The organism is Streptomyces sp. NPDC053431, from assembly GCF_044544925.1.
Lineage (GTDB): Bacteria > Actinomycetota > Actinomycetes > Streptomycetales > Streptomycetaceae > Streptomyces.
In genome coordinates this window covers 111,089-127,465 of record NZ_JBITXX010000004.1, presented here as the reverse complement: position 1 = coordinate 127,465, position 16,377 = coordinate 111,089, and the positions used below count along the sequence as shown (strand labels likewise).

Genomic DNA, 16,377 nt, shown 5'->3' with positions numbered 1-16,377 from the left:
ACGCCCCGTACTCTGTACGCGTCCAACGCAGCCACAGAGAACGGGGCATCGGTGTCATCGGGGGAGTACGAGCGGCTGGCCGGCCGCTATCGATTGGTGCGGCAGCTCGGGCGCGGCGGCATGGGCGTCGTCTGGCGCGCCGTCGACGAGGTCCTCGGCCGTGAGGTGGCCGTCAAGGAACTGCGCGCCTACAACGACGCGTCCGGTCCCGAGCTGCAGGACCTGCGGCTGCGGATGCAGCGCGAGGCCCGGGCCGCGGCCCGGGTCCGCCACCCCGGAGTCGTCGCCGTCCACGACGTGACCGACCATCAGGGCCGTCCCGTCATCGTCATGGAGCTCGTCGACGGGCCCTCGCTCGACGGCGTGCTCGGCGAACGCGGCGCCATGGACCCCCGGGAGGCCGCGGCGATCGGCGCCGCCGTCCTGGAGGCGCTCGCCGCCGCCCACGACGCCGGCGTGCTGCACCGGGACGTGAAGCCCGGCAACATCCTGCTCGACCGGTCCGGCCGCGTCGTCCTCACCGACTTCGGCATCGCCGCCATGGACGACCCCGGCGACGGCTCCGCCACCCACCTCACCCGCAGCGGCGAGATCGTCGGCTCGCTCGACTACCTCGCCCCCGAGCGCGCCCAGGGGCAGCAGCCCGGCCCCGCCTCGGACGTCTGGGCACTCGGCGCCACCCTCTACGCGGCCGTCGAGGGCAACTCCCCCTTCCGCCGCACCTCCACCTGGCAGACCCTCAACGCCATCGTCGTCGAGCCCCTGCCCGAGCCGCGCAACGCGGGCCCCCTCACCCCGGTGCTCCGCCGGCTCCTGGACAAGGACCCGGCGCAACGCCCGGACGCCCGCACGGCGGCACGGCTGCTGACGGCGGTGGCCGAGGGACGCGACGAGCCCCACCCGCAGGCCGGGTCGCCCGCGGTCCAGGCGCCCGCCGCGGCCGCACCGCCCGCCGGCGCGTCCCAGTGGGTGCCGACCGAGCTCGACGCCGTACCGCACGGCCCGCAGGGATTCGGCCCGGCGCTGCCGCCGCAGGGGCCGGGCCCCGGGACGTTCCCGCTGTCCGGCGGACCGTCCGCGCCGGCTCCGGCGCCGGTGCCGGGCGGACCCGGTGCGTACGGCGGCACCTCCGCGCCGACCCGGGCGTCCGGCGCGCACGGCGCGCACGGCGCGGGGGGCCGGAAGCGGTCCGGCGCGCTGGTCGCCGCCGCGGTCGCGGCCGTCCTGCTGGCCGGCGGCGGTGTGACGTACGCGCTGGTCGACCGGGACGGCGGCGGCACCGAACAGGAGCAGCTGGCCGGCGGCCAGGGGTCGGCGAGCCCGAGCGCGGACCCGGGCCGGGTGCTCGACCCGGGCGCGCCGGGCGGCGGGAAGACCGCGAGCGGCAGCCCGTCCGCGTCCGCGAACCCCTCGGAGGACGGCGCGAAGCCGTCCGGGAAGCCCACCCCTTCGCCGTCGACGCCGTCGAAGGCGCCACTGCCGGGCGCAGCCGCGGGCGGCACGACCGGCGGCGGGAGTACGGGAGGGAGCACCGGCGGCGGTTCGACCACGACGGGCGGCGGCGGTACGTCCCCGACGCCGGCGACCGGCGGCTGCACCGCGCGCGGCGGCGGGAAGTACGACTGCCAGGTGTGGCGCACCGAGAAGACGTACCGTCACGACGGCGGGGAGATGGGCGTCCTGAACGCCGGCACGAACTACTTCTACTGCCAGGTCGACCTGGGCCGGCGCGAGACGTACGGCAATTGGACCAACATCTGGTGGGCCAGGACCGACGACGACAGCGGCAACACGAACGTGTACTTCAGCGTCGTCTACCTCAAGGGCGGCGACAACGACCAGCCGATCCCGGGACTGCCGATCTGCTGAGGGCTGCGGGGCGGTCGGGGCGGCCGGCGTGCCGGCTGGCCGCCGAGGGCCGGCGGGCGGCCGGGGCAGCCGGGCCGGTCGGCCACCGGCCTGCCTCTCCGCCTGGCCGGTCGGCCACCGGCCAGGCGGAGAGGCAGGCCGCCCGTCCCGATGCCGGCTCTCCGTCGGGCGGCGGGACCGGCCGACGGTCGAGCCGTGAGGCCGGCTGCCGGTCGGACAGCGGCCTGCCCCCCCCCCGGCAGAGGGCAGGACCGGCTGACGGTCGAGCAGGAGGCGCCGGGCCGCCGGTCGTACGGCGGCTGGCGCGCGTCGGGCGGAGGTCGGCCTTCCGCCGGACAGAGATCGGCCTTCCCTTGGGTAGCGGCCGGCCCACCGTCGGGGGGCGGGACCGTGTCACGGTCGGTCAGTGGCCCGGGCGGATCTCTCCCGAGCCGCGGGCGATCAGCCTCGTTCCGAGGACGACCGTGTCCGGCGCCTCGTCGGCTCCGTCGAGGCGCCGGAACAGGCGTTCCGCCGCCGTCCGGCCGAGCGCGGCCGCGTCCTGGGCGATGACCGTGATGCCCAGCAGGTCGGCGAGCTCGATGTCGTCGAAGCCGACCAGCGCCACGGGGTGTTCGCGGCTCGCGAGGACCCGTACGGCGGTGACCGTCACCCGGTTGTTGCCCGCGAACAGCGCCGTCACCGGCTCCGGCCGGGAGAGCATCGCCTCGACCGCCTCCGCCACCCGCTCCGGCGCGGTCGGGCCGAGTGACACCCACTCCTCGGCCACGTCCAGACCCGCCTCCTCCATCGCCGCCCGGTAGCCGCGCAGGCGCTCCGTCGCGGTGTGGATGCGGGGCCGGTCGCCGATGAAGCCGATCCGGCGGTGGCCGTGCGCGATCAGATGGGCCACGCCGGCCCGTGCGCCGCCGAAGCAGTCCGAGAGCACGACGTCCGCGTCGATCCCGCCGGCGGGGCGGTCGACGAAGACGGTGGCGACGCCCGCCCTTATCTCCGGCTCCAGGTAGCGGTGGTCGCTGCCCGCCGGGATGACGATGAGTCCGTCCACGCGCCGGGCGCACAGCGCGAGCGCCAGCTCCTGCTCGCGGTCCGGGTCCTCCGCGCTGGAGCCGTTGATGAGCAGCGCCCCGTGGGCCCGGGCGACCTCCTCGACGGCGCGGCTCAGCGGACCGTAGAAGGGGTCGGCCAGATCCTCCAGGACCAGGCCCACCGATGCCGTACGCCCCTTGCGCAGCACGCGCGCGCTGTCGTTGCGGCGGAAGCCGAGCGCGTCGATGGCCTCCTGGACCCGCCGTTCGGTGTCGGGCGTGACGCCCGGCTCGCCGTTGACTACCCGTGAGACGGTCTTGAGTCCGACGCCCGCCCGGGCGGCGACGTCCTTCATCGTGGGCCGATTGCCGTAACGATGTTCGGGGCGGCGGGCGATGTCGGCCACGATGAGGGTTTCCTCCGTCGAGTGTGCGATCGTGCGCTCAGATGCGTGTCGATCTCGTGTTGTCGAGCATAGGCCCTGGACAACGTTGTCAGAGGGCGGAAGACTGTAGGTCGCACCCACTGTCCCACGGAGATCCGGAGCCCATGCGCACTGACCTCGTCGTCGCCCTCGACATCGGCGGCACCAAGATCGCCGGAGCGCTGGTCGACGACGGCGGCCGGATCCGCGTCCGGGCGCAGCGGCCCACGCCCGCGCGGGAGGACGGGGAGACGGTGATGGGGGCGGTGGCGGCGGTGCTCGACGAGCTGGCCGGCTCGCCGCTGTGGGCCTCGGCGGGCGCCGTCGGCATCGGCAGCGCGGGTCCCGTCGACGCCGCGGCCGGCACCGTCAGCCCCGTCAACGTGCCGGCCTGGCGCGACTTCCCGCTGGTGGAGCGGGTTCATCGGGCGAGCGGCGGACGGCCCGTCACCCTCGTCGGCGACGGCGTCGCCATGACGGCGGCCGAGCACTGGCAGGGCGCGGCGCGCGGCCACGACAACGCGCTGTGCCTCGTCGTCTCGACGGGCGTCGGCGGCGGTCTCGTCCTCGACGGGCGCGTCCACCCGGGCCCCACCGGCAACGCGGGTCACATCGGCCACATCAGCGTGGACCTGGACGGCGAGCCGTGCGCCTGCGGGGGGCGCGGCTGCGTCGAGCGGATCGCCAGCGGCCCGCACATCGCGCGCCGCGCGCTGGAGAACGGCTGGCGCCCCGGCCCCGACGGCGACACCTCCGCCGCCGCGGTGGCCGCCGCCGCCCGCGCGGGCGACCCGGTGGCCGTCGCGTCCTTCGAGCGCGCGGCCCAGGCCCTGGCCGCGGGGATCGCCGCGACCGCCACCCTCGTGGAGATCGACATCGCCGTCGTCGGCGGGGGAGTGGCGGGCGCCGGCGAGATCCTCTTCGCCCCGCTCCGGCGCAGCCTCCGCTCCTACGCCACGCTCTCCTTCGTCCGGGACCTCCAGGTGGTCCCGGCCCTGACGGGCACGGACGCGGGGCTCCTGGGAGCGGCGGCCGCGGCGGCCCCGCGACCCTGAAGGCCCGGCGGCCGGATCGCCGACGAGGATCCCGGGCTGCGGGGCTGCCGGGGCCGGCGGGGCTGCCGCGGCGCGGGTCGACGCCGAGGCGCCGCCGGCTCGACCGCGTTCCCGGGGCCCGGGCGGGCGCCCGTCCGGAGGACTCGGGAGGGCCGCGCTCAGCCCCGTACCGTGTCCGCCGAACGCTGTTCCACGATCACCAGGAAGGCGTCGGCCTCCAGGTCCATCACCACGCGCGCGGGCAGTCCCTCCGCGCGCCGCGCGTGGGCGAACTCCTCCGCGGGCCAGCTGCCCCGCGGGCCTCCGGCCGGAAACCGCTCCAGAACCGTACGGTCCATCTCCGCACCCCCTCGTGCTCGCCGTTTCCAACGACGATCGCTCGGGATGTGTTACGCGCCGGGGGCATGCCGCGGTTCCGCCGTCCGCTGCGCCCGGACCGCTTCCGCCGGAGGGTTTCCGTGGCAGGGTGGTGCGGGCAGTCCACTGGGGGCAACCGAAGAGGGGGAATCGTGATCGTCTGGATCAACGGTGCGTTCGGCGCGGGGAAGTCCAGCACCGCGCGCGAGCTGGTCGATCTGATCCCGAACAGCACGCTGTACGACCCCGAGCTGGTCGGCGGCGCCGTGTGCCGACTGCTCCCGCAGAAACGTCTCGCTGAGGTCACCGACTTCCAGGACCTGCCGATCTGGCGCCGCCTGGTCGTGGACACGGCCGCCGCGATGCTCGCCGAGCTCGGCGGGGTGCTCGTCGTCCCCATGACCCTGGTCCGGCAGGACTACCGGGACGAGATCTTCGGCGCGCTCGCCGCCCGGAGGATCGAGGTGCGGCATGTGGTGCTCGCTCCCGACGAAACGATCCTGCGTGGACGGATCGACAGCCGGGCCGCCTTCGCCGCCGAGGCGGGGACCGGCGGCGGGGTGACCGGCGAGCCCGGCTCCGAGGCGTACGCCGAGGCCGCCGGCGAGACACCGGCCCAGGCGGCCGAACGCGTCCGCCGCTGGAGTCTCGACCGCGTCGGCCCCTTCCGCGACGCCCTCGACGGCTGGCTGGCCGCCGACGCGTACGCCGTCGACAACTCGGCGCTCACCGCCGCCGAGACCGCGCGCGCCGTCGCCGACGCCGTCGCGGCGGGCCACGCCGCACCCTGCGGCATCGTCCAGACACCCGAACCCACCGGCGAGACCCTGGCCGCCGGTGTCCTGCTCTTCGACGAACACGACCGCTTCCTGCTCGTCGACCCCACCTACAAGCCCGGCTGGGAGTTCCCCGGCGGTGTCGTCGAACCCGGCGAGGCACCCGCCCGGGCCGGCATACGCGAGGTCGCCGAGGAGATCGGCCTGGAGCTGGACACCGTCCCCCGCCTGCTCCTCGTCGACTGGGAACGCCCCCAGCCCCCCGGCTACGGCGGACTGCGCCTCCTGTTCGACGGCGGCCGCCTCGCCACCGCCGACGCCGCCCGCCTCCTCCTCCCCGGCGCCGAACTGCGCGCCTGGCGTTTCGTCACCGAGGAAGAGGCCGCCGACCTCCTCCCCCCGGTCCGCTACACCCGCCTCCGCTGGGCCCTCCGCGCCCGCGAACGCGGCACGGTGCTGAACCTGGAGGCGGGGGTGCCGGTCGGCTGAGGGCGGCCGGAAGACCGACGAGGCAACCGGCCTGAGTGTGCCTGGGCCTGCTCCGGCGCCCCCGGGGCAGGCGTCGAACCGGGCCCCCGCGTGCCTGAGCCTGCTCCCGCGGCCCCGGGGCAGGCGTCGAACCGGGCCCCCAAGTGCCTGAGCCTGAATCCGGCGCCCCCCGGGGGCAGAGGTCGGCCGATCGAACCCACCCAGGCGCCGACTGGCCCGCGAACCGGGCCCAGGCGCCGTGCGGCCACGTGATCTCGGCGCACGCCGACCGCCCGGGCCCGGGCGCGGACCCTTTCGTCACGCCTCCGGCGCGGCGGCCACCGCCTTCTCCAGCCGCTCCGCCGTGTCCTGCGTCACCGGCTCCCCGTGCCCGCAGCACAGCACCGACGGGCGCAGCGCGGCGAGGCGGCGCATCGAGGCCAGGGCCTGGGCGCGGTCGACGTGGAAGACGCCGAACATGACGTCCGGTACGGAGGCCACCGTGTCGCCCGTGAACAGCACGCCGTGGCGGGGGAGATGGACCGCGAGCGAGCCGGGCGTGTGGCCGGGGGTGTGCAGCGCCACCGCGCCGTCGCCGAAGCCGAGCTCCTCGCCGTCCGCGAGCTCGCGGTCCACCCGGGTCGGCGGCGCCTCGGGGACGGTCAGCCCGTGCGCGTACAGCGGGATCTCCCGGTCCAGCAGGACCGGCTGGGGGACCGGGAGTTCGCCCCGTATCACGGGGGCGTCCAGGGCGTGCGCCAGGATCTCCGCGCCGAACCGGTCGGCCAACTCCTGCGCCGCGCCCACGTGGTCGCGGTGGCAGTGAGTGAGGACGATCCGGCGGAGCAGGGACGGGTCGAGGTCCGCTCCGCGCAGCGCCGTCTCGATCTCGTCGGCCGAGCCCGCCCAGCCGGCGTCGATCAGCGTCAGTTCCGTGTCGTCCCGCCACAGATACGCCTGGCCGATGGAGAAGCGCAGCAGGTGGAGGCGGGGAGTGATCTCTACGAGGTCCATGCCGCGAACGTACGGCAGCGCCCCGGACCTCCGGTCCGGTCTACGCTCTGGGCGAGTTCCGCCCAGAGCGTGACCCTCGCGGGAACTACGCCTTCGAGCGGGCGTAGTTGAGCAGGAAGTGCGCCTCCGCGACCGACAGGCGCTCCAGCTCGTCCGGCGACACCGACTCGTTCACCGCGTGGATCTGCGCGTCCGGCTCGCTCAGACCGATCAGCAGGATCTCCGACTCCGGGTACAGCGTGGCCAGCGTGTTGCACAGCGGGATCGAGCCGCCCATGCCCGCCGTCTGCATCTCCTCGCCCGGGTACGCGACCTTCATCGCCTCCGCCATGGAGACGTACGCCGGGCTGGACGTGTCCGCCTGGAAGGGCTGCCCCTGGCCGACCTGCTCCAGGCTCACCCGGGCGTTCCACGGCGTGTGCTTCTCGATGTGCGCGAAGAGCAGCTCCGTCGCCTTGGCCGCGTCCTGGCCGGGCGGCACCCGCAGGCTGATCTGCGCGCGGGCGGTCGCCGGGATCGACGGCGTGGCACCCGCCACCGGGTGGCAGTCGATGCCGACGACGGTCACGGCCGGCCGGGCCCAGATCCGGTCGGCGACCGTGCCGTTGCCCGGCAGGTCCACTCCGTCGAGCACCTTCGCGTCCTTGCGGAAGTCGGCCTCCGGGTACTGCAGACCCTGCCACTCGGCGTCCGCCGGCAGCCCGTCGATCACCGTCGAGCCGTCCTCCGCGCGCAGCGAGTCCAGGACCCGGATCAGCGCGGCCAGCGCGTCCGGCGCGGCACCGCCGAACTGCCCCGAGTGCAGGTTGCCCTGCAGGGTGTCGACGGTGACCCGGATCATCGTCATGCCCCGCAGCGTCGCCGTCACCGTGGGCAGGCCGACCCGGAAGTTGCCCGCGTCGCCGATGACGATCGCGTCGGCGGCGAGCAGCTCGGGGTGCGCCTCCGCGTACCGCTCGAGACCGCCCGTGCCCTGCTCCTCCGAGCCCTCCACGATCATCTTGACGGTGACCGGCACGCCGCCGTTCGCCTTCAGGGCGCGCAGCGCCAGCAGGTGCATGATGAAGCCGCCCTTGCAGTCGGCGGCGCCGCGCCCGTACCAGCGCCCGTCCTCCCGCTCGGTCAGCTGGAACGGCGGGGTCACCCACGCCGACTCGACCAGCATCGGCTGCACGTCGTAGTGCGCGTACAGCAGCACGGTCGGGGCGCCGACCGGGCCCGGCAGCACGCCGTACACCGACTGCGAACCGTCCGGGGTGTCGAGCAGCGCCACGTCCTGGAAGTCCTCGGCGCGGAGCGCGTCGGCCACCCAGTTCGCCGCGGCCTCGCACTCGCTGCGCGGAGCGACCGCCTCGTCCGCGACCGACTGGAAGGCCACCAGCTCCGTCAGCTCCGCCTTGGCGCGGGGCATCAGGGATGCGACGGTCTCGGCTATCGGATTCGCGGTCATGGGCACGCTCCTGGTGGGTGCGACGTTGTCAGGACGAACGCCGTGTATCGGTTGTACGGCGAACGCATGCCGATCCTACGGCGCGGGGCGACACGGCCGGGCCCCGCTACCGAGCCGTAGGATGCGATCACAGCAGGTACCACCGGTCGGATCAGGAGCAGAAGCACATCGTGAGCAGCGAGAACGCAGACGCCGGAGCGGCAGAGGCTGGAGCGGGGGCGGTGGGCCCGGACGGGGGGCAGCCGGTGTGGGACGTGGTCGTCGTGGGCGCCGGGCCGGCGGGGGCCTCCGCGGCCTACGCGGCGGCCGTGGCCGGACGCCGCGTGCTGCTCCTGGAGAAGGCCGAGCTGCCCCGCTACAAGACATGCGGCGGCGGCATCATCGGCCCGTCGCGCGACGCGCTGCCGCCCGGCTTCGAACTGCCCCTGCAGGACCGCGTGCACGCGGTGACCTTCCAGCACAACGGGCGCTTCGCCCGCACGCGGCGCTCCCGCCGCATGCTGTTCGGGCTCATCAACCGGCCCGAGTTCGACGCCCAGCTGGTCGAGCACGCCCAGAAGGCGGGGGCCGAGCTGCGCACCGGTGCCACCGTCAGCCGCGTCGAGCAGCACGGTCCGGCCGTGCCGGACCGCCGCACCGTCGCCGTCGTCCTGGCCGACGGCGAGACGATCCTGGCCCGCGCCGTGGTCGGCGCCGACGGAAGCGCGAGCCGCATAGGCGCGCACGTCGGCGTCAAGCTCGGCCAGGTCGACCTGGGCCTGGAGTCGGAGATCCCCGTCCCGCCGTCCGTCGCCGAGGACTGGAAGGGGCGGGTGCTCATCGACTGGGGCCCGCTGCCGGGCAGTTACGGCTGGGTGTTCCCGAAGGGCGACACGCTGACCGTCGGCGTCATCTCGGCGCGCGGCGAGGGCGCGGCCACCAAGCGCTATCTGGAGGACTTCGTCGCGCGGCTCGGCCTCTCCGGCTTCGAACCGTCCGTCTCCTCCGGCCACCTGACCCGATGCCGCACCGACGACTCGCCGCTCTCCCGCGGCCGGGTCCTGGTCTGCGGCGACGCGGCCGGTCTCCTGGAGCCGTGGACCCGCGAGGGCATCTCCTTCGCGCTGCGCTCGGGCCGGCTCGCGGGCGAGTGGGCGGTCCGGATCGCCGAGGCGGGCGACGCGGTGGACGCGCGCCGTCAGGCGCTGAACTACGCCTTCGCCATCAAGGCCGGGCTCGGTGTGGAGATGGCCGTGGGCCGCCGGATGCTCGCCGTGTTCGAACGGCGCCCGGGGCTGCTGCACGCGGCGATCACCGGACTGCGGCCCGCGTGGAAGGCGTTCACGGACATCACGCGGGGCGGGACGACGCTGGCCGGCCTGGTCCGCGGCAACGGCCTGGCGCACCGCGCCCTCGAGCTGTTCGACCGCCGGATCGACACCTCCGCGGGCGTGGGTCCGGCGGGCCGGGGCGTCCCGCGCGGCACGGAGACCGAGGCGGCGGACACCGAGGCGGCTGAGAAGGAGGCGGCTGAGAAGGCGGCGGCCGGGGAGGCGTCGGAGGACGCGGCCCGGGCGGTCCGGGACGGCGCGGCCGAACCCGGGGCCGGTGACGGGGACGGCGCTGGGGACGGCGCCGACCGGCAGGTGCCGGAAGCCTCCTGAGCCGCTCGCGCGGTGATTCCTGAGGGCGGTGCGGAGTGGATCCGTACCGCCCTCACGCGTGGGTGGGGGCGGTGGGGGTGACCCGGAAGACGGGGTGCCTGGGCGCGATGGCGCGCAGTTCCTCGTCCGTGGAGTCCGGCCCGACCCCCTGGAAGAACACGCCGACCTCGGCCTTCCAGCGCTTGAGGTAGGCGCGCAGGAGGACGGGCTTGTCGTCGTCGGCGACCTCCACCGCGGTGAACGGCTGGACCTGCCGGCCGAGGTGCAGCTCGCCGCCGCCGGCCGCCCGCATGTTGTGGGTCCACTGGACGTGGCCGCGCGGGGCCACCAGGTACTGGGCGCCGTCCACCGTCAGCAGGTTGACGGGGGTGCGGCGCCATTCGCCGCTCTTGCGGCCGCGGACGGCGAGGACGCGAGAGCCCCAGATGCTGATGCCGCGGCGGGTCATCCAGCTGACGGCGCGGTTGAAGACGTTGATCGTGAACCAGCCGGGCTTCATGACGTGGGCGCCGGCGGCGGGGCGGTCGGACGGCTGAGCGGACATCGGGGCCTCCTGGGGCGGCGGGCAGGGTGAGCGCTGCTCCAAAGTGTGAGCACTGCTCTCGCTTGACATCAGTGTGCACGGATCGGCGCTCCTACGCAAGAGCAGTGCTCTCGTTTCGGTGCGGTGCTCCGAAACGTGGCAGACTGCTCTTCATGACCACTGTCCAAGGAGCCCGCGCCCGCGCCCGGATCGAGATCACCGCCGCCATCAAGGACGAGGCCCGCCGCCAGCTCGCCGCCGAGGGCGCCGCCAAGCTCTCGCTGCGCGCCGTCGCCCGGGAGCTCGGCATGGTCTCCTCCGCGCTCTACCGCTACTTCCCCAGCCGCGACGACCTGCTAACCGCTCTCATCATCGACGCGTACGACGCCGTCGGGGCCGCCGCCGAACAGGCCCACGCCACCGCCCGGAGCGCCGCCCCCGGCGCCCACCTCGCCCACTGGACCGCCGTCTGCCGGGCCGTCCGCGCCTGGGCGGTCGCCCACCCGCACGAGTACGCCCTCATCTACGGTTCCCCCGTCCCCGGCTACAGCGCTCCCCAGGACACCATCGCCCCCGCGTCGCGCGTCGGTCTGCTGCTCATCTCCGTCGCCCGCGCCGCCTACCAGGACAAGGGCGTCGCCCCGCCGCCCCTCCCGGCCGCCCTGGAACCGGAGGCGACCCGCCTCGCCACCGACGTGGCCCCCGACCTCCCCCCGCCCCTGGCCGTCGCCCTCGCCTCCGCCTGGGCCCAGCTCTTCGGGCTGATCTCCTTCGAGGTCTTCGGCCAGTTCCACCGGGTCGTCGAGGACCGCGACACCTTCTTCACGGCGGCGGCGGAAAGACTGGGCCGCGAGGTGGGCCTCTTCCCGAAGCCGTGAGGGCGGACGGGGTGGTCCGGGGCAGGCCGGTTTTTTTGGGGGGCTGCCCCGGTCTGTCGGCGCACGTCGCCCGCCGGACGCCCACCCGTACTCCCGCGGGAGTACGGGTGACCACCCCGCCCGGCTGACGCCCGCGCGCCGTGGCCCCGTCTAGCGTGGCCGCATGGACGAAGAGGCGATCAGGACTTCGGCCCCCGGGCACGACGGGCCCCCGGGCGGCCGGAGGCCGAGGCGCCGCGGTTCGCGCTCCGGTGCGGCGGGACGTGGCCGCGCCGGACGTGGTGGAGGCCGGTGGCGTCGGGCCGGGCACGAGGGGCGGTGGCACGGCGGGCCCCTGGGGTGGGCCGCGCGGGAGCCCCGGGGCGGCCTGCCCTGGCGGTCCACAGTCGTCATCGCCGCCTTCGTGCTCGTCGGCACCGGCTTCGCCGCCCGCAACCAGCCCGATCGGTCCACGCTCGACGCCCTCGGCCGGGCCCTGCTGCTCCTCGGTGCCGCGGTGCTGCTGCTGCGTCACCGCTACCCGGTGCCGGTGGTGTTCGGGGTGTCGGCGGTGACACTCGGGTACCTCGCGGCGGGCTACGCGTACGGCCCGGTCTTCGCTCTCGTCGCCGCCGCCTGCTTCGCCGCCGTCGTGCACGGGCACCGGCGCGCCGCCTGGTGGGCGCTCGGTCTGCTGTGGGCGGGGCATCTGGTGCTGGCCCACTGGCTCTACCGGTACCTGCCCCCCGAGGGAGACGGGGCTGCCCCCTGGGGGCAGGAGATCCCGGTCGCCGCCTTCGCGGTGGCCGTCCTCGCCGCCTCCGAACTCGTCCGCGTCCGCCGCGAGCAGTGGGCCAAGGAGCGCGCCGAGCGGGCGGCGGCCGAGCGCCGCCGGGCCGACGAGGAGCGGCTGCGGATCGCCCGCGAGCTCCACGACGTGCTCGCCCACTCCCTCTCCGTGATCAACGTCCAGGCCGGCGTCGGCCTCGCCCTGCTCGACTCCGACCCGGGCCAGGCCCGTACCGCCCTCACCACCATCAAGGCCGCCAGCAAGGAGGCCCTGGGCGAGGTGCGGCAGGTGCTCGACACCCTGCGCGCCCCCGGCGACGCGCCCCGCGCCCCCGCCCCCGGCCTCGACCGTCTCCCCGAACTCGTCGAGCAGGCCGCCGCCGCGGGGCTCACCGTGCGGACCGAGACCGAGGGGCGGCGCAGACGGCTCCCGCCCGGCACGGAGCTCGCCGCCTTCCGGATCGTGCAGGAGGCGCTGACCAACGTGGTGCGGCACTCCGGTTCGCGTACGGCCGTCGTCGTCCTCGGCTACCGCCCCGGCGCCCTCGACCTGCGGATCGACGACGAGGGTCCCGCGACCGGCGACGACGCGGGCGGCAGCGGCAACGGCCTCGCCGGAATGCGGGAGCGCGCGGCGGCGCTCGGCGGCACGATCGAGGCGGGCGCCCGTCCGGACGGCGGCTTCCGCGTGCACGCGGTGCTGCCCGTACGGCCGACGGAGCAGGCGGCAGGGCCGGAGGAGCGGTCGGCACGGCCGGACGAGCGGTCGGCACGGCCGGACAAGCCGCCCGTACGGCCGGAGAAGTCGCCTGCACGGCGAGGCGAGCCGCCCGTACGGCCGGAGGAGCTGTCTGGACGGCGGGGCGAGTTGTCCGAACGGTCGGACGAGCCGTCGGCGCGGCCGGGCGAGCCGCCCGTACGGCCGGAGGAGCCGCCGGCGCGGCGGGGCGAGCCGCCCGTACGGCACGACCAGCCGCCCGCCGTACGACCAGAGGACCCGCCCGTCCCCGGCCCCGAGCAACCGCACGCCCCCGGCCCCGAGCAACCGCCCGCCGTACGACCCGAGGAGTCCCCGTGAGCCCCGTGAGCCCCGTGAGCCCCGAGAGCCCGGCGAGCACGGTGATCAGCGTCCTGCTCGCCGACGACCAGTCGCTGGTGCGGGCCGGCTTCCGTGCGCTCCTGGACGCCCAGCCGGACATCGAGGTGGCGGGGGAGGCCGCGGACGGCGAGGAGGCCGTGGCGAAGGTGCGCGAACTGCGCCCCGACGTGGTCCTGATGGACATCCGGATGCCCCACCTGGACGGTCTCGCCGCGACCCGCCTCATCACCGCGGACGGAGAGCTCGGCGCGGTCAGGGTGGTCATGCTGACGACCTTCGAACTCGACGAGTACGTCTTCGAGGCGATCCGCTCCGGCGCCTCCGGATTCCTCGTCAAGGACACCGAGCCGGAGGAGCTGTTGCGCGCCGTGCGCGCGGTGGTGGCCGGCGACGCGCTGCTCTCGCCGGGGGTGACCCGGCGGCTCATCGAGGAGTTCGCGGCCCGGTCCAAGCCACCCGCCCGGGCCGCGGGCCTCGACGAACTGACCGAGCGGGAGAGGGAGGTGATGGCCCTGGTCGGTATCGGCCTCTCCAACGAGGAGATCGCCCGCCGTCTGGTCGTCAGCCCGCTCACCGCCAAGACGCACGTGAGCCGCACCATGGTGAAGCTCGGCGCCCGGGACCGGGCCCAACTCGTCGTCCTGGCCTACGAGTCGGGCCTGGTGCGTCCCGGGTGGCTGGGCTGAGCCCCGCGACACGGCGGCCGGGCGGCGGGATCGGGGGCTACGACCAGACGATGCCGGAGTTCTCCCGCCACAGCCGGGCCAGGGACGCGTCGCCGGTCACCGTCACGGCCTCCTGCGGAAGCCGGTTCCACAGCGTCAGGTAGAGCCGGTCGGCGGGCCCGCCGAGTTCGCAGTCGGCCGGCCCGTCCGCGTTCCGCTCCGTCCGCGGCGCGTCCTGCGACAGGTGCACGGTCCACACGTCGCCGGTGTCGGTGGCGCGCACCCGGAGCGTGCGCGGCACGTCGGTGCGGACCCGGCTGCGCTCGCGGGCGTGGAAGGCACTGAGCAGTTCGTCGATGCCGTTGGCGGCGATCGCCGGGTCGACGGGGCCGGGACCGGCGGCGAGCGCGGACTCGGCGTCGGCCCGGTGCACGGTCGTCTCGTGCGCCTGCCGGCGGGCCCAGAACGCCAGCGGTGAGGGCGCGGGCAGGAAGGACCAGCAGGTCAGGTCCGCCGGGGCGGTGCGCAGGGCGTCGACCAGGAGGGTGTGCCCCTCGCGGAAATGGGCGAGGAGCTCGTCGCCGTCGAGGTCGGGTTCGCCGCCGTCGGGCTGAGGGGAGGTGTGGCCCTCGACGACGTACGCGGTGGCCCAGCGGTGCACCATCGTGGTGTGCCGCAGCAGGTCACGGACCTGCCAGCCCGGGCAGGTCGCGACCTGCGCGTCGGTCCCCGCCGCCGCGGCGGCGTCCGCGAGAGCCTTGCCCGCCGCGTCGAGCGCGTCGATGTGCGTGTCGATGCTCAAGGTGTCCATGGTGTCGGATTATTGCGCGTCGACCGCCAAGCGGCGGAGCCGTACGGGGCGGATGATCGGCGGGGCCGTACGGACGGATGAGGGCGTCCCGTCGTGTGCGACGGGCACGCGGCGCCGAGGCGCGAGCAGGGCGTCGCCGAGCAGGAACGCCCGCCCGCGCTGCCGGGCGCCGCGATGACGACGCGGCCGTCAACTCGTGGTACGTACCCCCGTGTTGCGGGAGGCGTAGCCCATCACGGCGGCGCCGGCGGCGAGGAGGGCGACCGTGGTGAGGGCCACGGGCAGCGAGAACCAGTCGGCGAGGAAGCCGATGGACGGCGGGCCGAGCAGCATGCCGCCGTAGCCGAGCGTGGACGCGGTCGCGACGCCGCTCGGCCCGGCGAGGGCGCCCGCGCGGGCGACGGCGACGGGGAAGATGTTGGCGAGGCCGAGGCCGGTCACGGCGAAGCCGAGCAGCGCCGCCCACACGGTGGGGGCGAGCGCCCCGAGCAGCATGCCCGCGCCGGCGGTGAGCCCGCCCGCGACGAGGGTGCGGGTCTGGCCGAGCCGTTCGAGCAGGGCGGTGCCCGAGAGCCGTCCGGCGGTCATGGCCAGGGCGAAGAGCGAGTACCCGGCCGCGGCGACGCCCGGGTGGGCCCGCAGGTCCTGCGCGAGGTGCAGGGCGCCCCAGTCGGCCAGCGCGCCCTCTCCGTACGCCGTGCAGAGCGCGATGACGCCGAAGACGAGAACGGCGCGGCGCGAACCGGCGCGCCGGGTGCCGGTGGTGTCGGCGGGGAGCGACTCGGGCGGAGCGGGGGAGGGATGCCGGAGGAGTACGGGGCCGGCGGCGGCCGTCAGGAGCAGTCCGACGAGCGTGAGGCCGAGCAGGTGCGCGGTCGGTGACAGGCTCCCGGCCACCAGCCCGCCGAGACCGGCGCCCACCATGCCGCCGAGGCTGAAGGCGGCGTGGAAGCTCGGCATGACGGGCCTGCGGAGCGCGGCGACGAGATCGACGGCGGCGCTGTTCATGGCCACGTTGATCCCGCCGTAGGCGGCGCCGAAGAGGAGCAGGACGAGCCCGAGGGTGAGCGGGGAGCGGGTCAGCGGCGGCAGGGCGAGCGAGAGGGAGAGCAGCACGGCGGTGGCGACGGTGACCGGATGGCTGCCGTGACGCCGGCAGAGCCGTCCGGTCAGCGTCATGGTGATCACGGCGCCGGCGGACACCCCGAGCAGCGCGAGCCCGAGGTCACCGGCGGAGGCGCCGGTCTGCTCCTTGATGGCCGGGATGCGGACCACCCAGCCGGCGAAGAGGAATCCGTCGAGAGCGAAGAACAGGGTCAGGGCGAGGCGGAGGCGAGCCAGGGGGAGGGAAGCGGTGTCTCCGCGGGATCCCCCCGATACGGCCGTCCGTACTTTGTTTAGTAGCGGCACAAACTCAGGATAGGGGTGCGGGGGCGGTGGATTCAAGACGAGGGGGTGGGGGCGGGCCGCAACCGACCGGGGGACGAGCGGCGACCGGCCCACGGTCGAGCGGCGACCGACCGGCGGACGAGCGGCGACCGACCGGCG

At 75.4% G+C, this 16,377-nt stretch carries 13 protein-coding genes and 1 pseudogene; 7 read left to right on the top strand and 7 right to left on the bottom strand.

Annotation, left to right across the window (positions count from 1 at the left end; all coding sequences use genetic code 11):
• Positions 1 to 51 precede the first annotated feature (51 nt).
• Complete coding sequence (locus ACIGXE_RS13230) at positions 52 to 1,869, top strand: serine/threonine-protein kinase (RefSeq protein ID WP_399746573.1); 1,818 nt, start codon at positions 52 to 54, stop codon at positions 1,867 to 1,869.
• A 403-nt stretch (positions 1,870 to 2,272) separates the two neighbouring features.
• On the opposite strand, the gene ACIGXE_RS13225 is transcribed toward ACIGXE_RS13230, so the two are convergent.
• A complete protein-coding gene (locus ACIGXE_RS13225) occupies positions 2,273 to 3,304 on the bottom strand; it encodes a LacI family DNA-binding transcriptional regulator (protein WP_399746571.1) in 1,032 nt (343 codons plus the stop codon).
• Between the two features lie 143 nt (positions 3,305 to 3,447).
• Here ACIGXE_RS13225 and ACIGXE_RS13220 point away from each other — a divergent pair, with 143 nt between their 5' ends.
• Positions 3,448 to 4,377: an ROK family protein gene (locus ACIGXE_RS13220; protein WP_399746569.1), complete on the top strand. Its 930-nt coding sequence runs from the start codon at positions 3,448 to 3,450 to the stop codon at positions 4,375 to 4,377.
• Positions 4,378 to 4,535: 158 nt separating this feature from the next.
• Here ACIGXE_RS13220 and ACIGXE_RS13215 read toward each other — a convergent pair whose 3' ends face one another.
• Positions 4,536 to 4,715, bottom strand: a complete 180-nt coding sequence (locus ACIGXE_RS13215) for a hypothetical protein (RefSeq protein ID WP_399746567.1) — start codon at positions 4,713 to 4,715, stop codon at positions 4,536 to 4,538.
• Between the two features lie 171 nt (positions 4,716 to 4,886).
• Between ACIGXE_RS13215 and ACIGXE_RS13210 the strand changes: the two genes are divergently transcribed.
• A complete protein-coding gene (locus tag ACIGXE_RS13210; RefSeq protein WP_399746565.1) occupies positions 4,887 to 5,999 on the top strand; it encodes an NUDIX domain-containing protein in 1,113 nt (370 codons plus the stop codon).
• Between the two features lie 297 nt (positions 6,000 to 6,296).
• Here ACIGXE_RS13210 and ACIGXE_RS13205 read toward each other — a convergent pair whose 3' ends face one another.
• Both ACIGXE_RS13205 and ACIGXE_RS13200 read right to left on the bottom strand, forming a co-directional pair.
• Positions 6,297 to 6,992, bottom strand: a complete 696-nt coding sequence (locus ACIGXE_RS13205) for an MBL fold metallo-hydrolase (RefSeq protein ID WP_399746563.1) — start codon at positions 6,990 to 6,992, stop codon at positions 6,297 to 6,299.
• Between the two features lie 85 nt (positions 6,993 to 7,077).
• Positions 7,078 to 8,442, bottom strand: coding sequence for a dipeptidase (locus tag ACIGXE_RS13200; protein ID WP_399746561.1), 1,365 nt, complete (start codon positions 8,440 to 8,442; stop codon positions 7,078 to 7,080).
• Between the two features lie 170 nt (positions 8,443 to 8,612).
• Here ACIGXE_RS13200 and ACIGXE_RS13195 point away from each other — a divergent pair, with 170 nt between their 5' ends.
• Positions 8,613 to 10,085: a geranylgeranyl reductase family protein gene (locus ACIGXE_RS13195; RefSeq protein WP_399746559.1), complete on the top strand. Its 1,473-nt coding sequence runs from the start codon at positions 8,613 to 8,615 to the stop codon at positions 10,083 to 10,085.
• 52 nt (positions 10,086 to 10,137) lie between these two features.
• Here ACIGXE_RS13195 and ACIGXE_RS13190 read toward each other — a convergent pair whose 3' ends face one another.
• A complete protein-coding gene (locus ACIGXE_RS13190) occupies positions 10,138 to 10,629 on the bottom strand; it encodes a nitroreductase family deazaflavin-dependent oxidoreductase (RefSeq protein WP_399746557.1) in 492 nt (163 codons plus the stop codon).
• 152 nt (positions 10,630 to 10,781) lie between these two features.
• Between ACIGXE_RS13190 and ACIGXE_RS13185 the strand changes: the two genes are divergently transcribed.
• The 3 genes and pseudogenes from ACIGXE_RS13185 (at position 10,782) to ACIGXE_RS13175 (ending at position 14,039) form a co-directional block, all read left to right on the top strand.
• Entirely contained in the window at positions 10,782 to 11,486 is a 705-nt protein-coding gene (locus tag ACIGXE_RS13185) for a TetR/AcrR family transcriptional regulator (RefSeq protein ID WP_399746555.1), read from the top strand.
• Between the two features lie 163 nt (positions 11,487 to 11,649).
• A pseudogene (locus tag ACIGXE_RS13180) lies at positions 11,650 to 12,981 on the top strand (sensor histidine kinase); the annotation flags it as partial.
• A gap of 392 nt (positions 12,982 to 13,373) precedes the next feature.
• Positions 13,374 to 14,039 carry a response regulator gene (locus ACIGXE_RS13175; RefSeq protein WP_399747128.1) on the top strand — a complete coding sequence of 222 codons (666 nt, stop codon included), beginning with the start codon at positions 13,374 to 13,376 and terminating at the stop codon, positions 14,037 to 14,039.
• Positions 14,040 to 14,076: 37 nt separating this feature from the next.
• Here ACIGXE_RS13175 and ACIGXE_RS13170 read toward each other — a convergent pair whose 3' ends face one another.
• Entirely contained in the window at positions 14,077 to 14,820 is a 744-nt protein-coding gene (locus ACIGXE_RS13170) for a maleylpyruvate isomerase family mycothiol-dependent enzyme (protein WP_399747126.1), read from the bottom strand.
• 198 nt (positions 14,821 to 15,018) lie between these two features.
• A complete protein-coding gene (locus ACIGXE_RS13165) occupies positions 15,019 to 16,239 on the bottom strand; it encodes an MFS transporter (protein WP_399746553.1) in 1,221 nt (406 codons plus the stop codon).
• Positions 16,240 to 16,377 lie beyond the last annotated feature (138 nt).